The following is a 3,979-nucleotide window of genomic DNA, read 5'->3' on the forward strand; positions in this document are numbered from 1 at the left end:
TTACTCACAACATCCACTGAGAATTTCATATACCTAGCTATGAGTAGGGTTATGTTAAAGAGGGAATATGTTTGAATTTACTAGTTTCCGGACAACCTCTTAGCATTTCTGTTTATTAAAATTATACAATAAAGCTGCACTTTATATAATACTTCTCAAATCATTTCTACTAAATATTTATGAATATGGTTAAACAGTAGATAGAGGAAAACTTGTCTAGTATTGATCTTTTTTATAGTAAAGTTATCTCATAAAATATTAAATTGGGAGTTTTATGGATCACAGATTAAGAGCTTATTTGCTTGGAGTTACCTGGTTTATACTCAGTTTACTTAGTAGTGTAGCTAATGATACTATATCAAAATATCTAAGTTTACATCTCCAAAGTTTTGAAGTAATCTTTTTCCGCTTTTTATTTAGCACTATTACCCTTGTACCTTTTATGCTTTACTATGGAAGAGAAGCTTTTAAAACAAGTCAAATATCTATTCAGATAACTAGAGGAGTATTGTTATTTGTTGGAATAACCTTGTGGACCTATGGGTTAGCTATTTTTCCCATAGTAACTGCAACAATTATAAGTTTTTCTATACCATTATTTGTTATACTTCTTGCAATCCCTTTACTAAATGAAAATATAATTTGGCAAAGATGGTCAGTAACTGTTATTGGCTTTGTTGGTATTGCTATTACTACCAAAGCTTATAGTGAAGACTTTAATCCTAAAATTCTTATTTTTATTGTATCTACATTAATCTTTGCTATATTAGACATACTTAATAAGAAACTCGCAACAAAAGAGTCCGTAATAAGTATGTTATTTTATTCAGCTCTAACAACAACTATTTTTTCCACTGTGCCTTTGCTGTTTTATTGGCATTTGCCTTCCTTGTTAGAATTAGTATTACTACTGGTTTTGGGAATTAATTCAAATCTAATTCTGTTCTTCACATTAAAAGCTTTTACTCTTGCAGATGCTACTGCACTTGCACCATATAGATACATAGAGCTAATAATTTCTGCAATAGTAACATATGTTATGTTTAATGAGTTGCCTGATAAAAGTGCTTTGTATGGTATTTTAATATTAATACCATCGACTTTGTTTATAGTTTATTCAGAAAGTAAAGTAATTAAGAAAAATAATGTATGCAACGCTAGAGTAAAAATTTATGACTCTAATTGTTAATGATGTTCTTTTTAAATGTTTAAGCAGTTGAGCTACATTAGGATATTTTTAAGGTGATGACAAGATGTATATAACCATTATAGGAATAGGGTATGTAGGTTTAGTATCTTGTGCAATGTTATCAGAGCAGGGTCATAACGTTGATTGCATTGACATAAATACTAAGAAGATTGAGTTATTGAAATTAGGAAAAATTCCTATATATGAGCCTGGATTAGCAGACTATTTAGAGAATAATATAAAGTTACAAAGGATAAGATTCTTCGATTCGTATTCTCAAATAAATCCCAACACAGAAGTAGTGTTTGTAACTGTAGATACTCCATCAGACTCCCTAGGAAATGCAAATTTACAGAATGTATATAATGCAGTAAGTGAAGTTTCTGAGAGAGTTAATCAAGATTGCTTAATAGTGATAAAGTCAACTGTTCCTCCTGGTACTGCAGAAAATATATATAATTATTTATCTAATAAGGGCTATAATTTTGATTTGGGGGTTAATCCAGAGTTTCTCAAGCAAGGCTCTGCAGTATCAGATTTTTTATACCCAGATAGGATAATAATAGGAGTAAAAACTAAGCTAGCTAGAGCAAAACTAGAAGTTATATATAGATCATTTATAGATAAGAATATTCCGTTAATAGTCACTGATACAGTTACTGCTGAAATGATTAAATATGCTTCTAATGCTTTTCTAGCAACAAAGGTTGCTTTTATCAATGAGATGGCAGGTTTATGTGAGCTATTAGGAGCAGACATTGACCTTTTAGCTAACAGTATGGGAATGGACCATAGAATAGGTAAGGAATTTCTCAAAGCTGGTCCAGGATTTGGAGGATCATGTTTTCCTAAAGATTTGTCAGCTTTAATAAGGCTTGCTGAAGATCACAATGTCAAGCTACAAATTTTAAATTCAGTTAAGGAATCTAACTATAATCATATAACAAACATTGCTAAAAAGGTAGAATATGTATTAAATGGAGTCCAAAATAAAAAAATAGCAATATGGGGGCTAACTTTTAAGTCTGGTACTGATGATGTAAGAAATAGCCCAGCTATAGATATTGCACAATTGTTAGTGAATAACAAGGCTAAAATTACTGCATATGACCCAATGGGGATGGATAATGCTAGGCAAGTTCTAAAGGATATAGAATACGCGGACAATGCTATAGGGGCTGCAAGGGACGCGGAAGCCTTGTTATTGTTAACGGAGTGGAAAGAATTTAAAAATCAAGATTTTGCAAGTTTAAAGAGTATTATGGCTGCACCTAATGTTTTTGATTCCCGTAATTTATTAGATAGCGAGCTATTACTAAGATATGGTTACCATGTTTATTCCTTGGGTAAAAAATCTATCTACAAAGTTTAACTGTTGAGAAATTTTTTTTACACCGCTTTACTTAGTTTTTTAGATCTTTGCTTGATAGTATGGAAAAGCAAACGAGTGCAACAACAGAGCAAATGGAAAAAAATGAAAACATAATACTGTTACCACAGTGCTTAACAAGTACTCCTAAGAGCACGCATGAAAATATTGAACTTGCAATATACCCAAATAATCCTGTTAAGCTTACAATTGCACATACATTATTTTGTGGAGCAATTTCTACAGCTATAACACCTGTCAGTACTTGCACTCCAAATATAAAGAATCCTGATAAGATTGCACAAAGGTTCATAAGAATTATGTTTTGACCAAAGTTCATTGCAATAAAAGTGAGTGCTATACCCAACATATAAAGTGATGCCAGCAAGCTTCTATTTTGAAAGAAGTACATATCACTAATTCTTCCTGTTATTAAAGTTCCAAGGATTCCACCTAAATCATATACGCCTGTTATTAGTGAGGATTGTACAAGAGAAATTTGTAATTTATTCTTTAAAATTATAGGAAACCAAAAGAAGATTCCCATTTTTATAATATAAGCACAAAAAGTAGCACAACATAGAAACCATATGGAACTTGTTACCTTGATACCTATTTGAGATTTCTGCACCTTATAATAGGTAGTAAAGTTGGCACTTTCTTTGTAATATGCCTTTAATATTATATAAATTCCAAAAAGTAAGCATAAGAAACCAGAGTACAAAAATGCACTTTTTGCATTATATATTTTAATTATACTTGGTAATACAATTAAAGTAATACAAGAACCAAGTTGCTGAGATGCGCTCATAACTCCCCATGATGATGCAATTGAAGAGATGCTAGAGTTTGTAACCATAAACTTGGTAATAGCTGGCCAACCTAACCCTTGTGTCCAAGCTAATAATATTAATGTTAACAGTAATAAAGTTAGATTATTATATGATAAAGTTATACCAATGGTTAATAATCCAGTTGCAATATTGCATAGCCCAAACATAAATAATGGATTATTTTTGGAGTCCATGATTATTCCATTAACAAATTTTGATACTCCATAAAAAAAAGAAAAGCAGGCAAAAAAATAGCTTAATTTTACATGGTCAGTATCTATTAACAGTGGTAGAGCAATTGGTATACTTTGTCTTGATAAATAAAGCAGCATATATCCACAGAAGAATAGTAAATATTGAAAGAAGACAAAGTTCACACCTATTCCCAAATAGCTCTATGCAGATGCTAGCATAATACTATATTGGTATAATATTGTTTGACAAGAAGTTTGCAAACAATTAGTGCAGAAAATTACTTAGTATCTTTCTTATAGCAGATACAGTAGTATTAATATCTTCATAGCTTATATCTCTATGTGTTATAGCTCTGATTTTACCTTTGATGTTAGCCATTCTAATTCCATAATT

General features: G+C 30.9%; 3 protein-coding genes and 1 pseudogene. 2 read left to right on the plus strand and 2 right to left on the minus strand.

Annotated elements, in window-relative coordinates; all coding sequences use genetic code 11:
• The first annotated feature begins 274 nt into the window (after positions 1-274).
• Positions 275-1,189, plus strand: coding sequence for a DMT family transporter (locus tag OZD62_RS00470; RefSeq protein ID WP_275019199.1), 915 nt, complete (start codon positions 275-277; stop codon positions 1,187-1,189).
• Positions 1,190-1,253: 64 nt separating this feature from the next.
• Positions 1,254-2,561 carry a UDP-glucose dehydrogenase family protein gene (locus tag OZD62_RS00475; RefSeq protein ID WP_275019200.1) on the plus strand — a complete coding sequence of 436 codons (1,308 nt, stop codon included), beginning with the start codon at positions 1,254-1,256 and terminating at the stop codon, positions 2,559-2,561.
• Positions 2,562-2,592: 31 nt separating this feature from the next.
• On the opposite strand, the gene OZD62_RS00480 is transcribed toward OZD62_RS00475, so the two are convergent.
• Both OZD62_RS00480 and OZD62_RS06090 read right to left on the minus strand, forming a co-directional pair.
• Complete coding sequence (locus tag OZD62_RS00480) at positions 2,593-3,723, minus strand: MFS transporter (protein ID WP_010082225.1); 1,131 nt, start codon at positions 3,721-3,723, stop codon at positions 2,593-2,595.
• A gap of 127 nt (positions 3,724-3,850) precedes the next feature.
• Positions 3,851-3,979: pseudogene (locus OZD62_RS06090) on the minus strand (threonine aldolase family protein); the annotation flags it as partial.

The organism is Wolbachia endosymbiont of Drosophila seguyi, assembly GCF_028981765.1.
Taxonomy (GTDB): Bacteria; Pseudomonadota; Alphaproteobacteria; order Rickettsiales; family Anaplasmataceae; genus Wolbachia; species Wolbachia pipientis.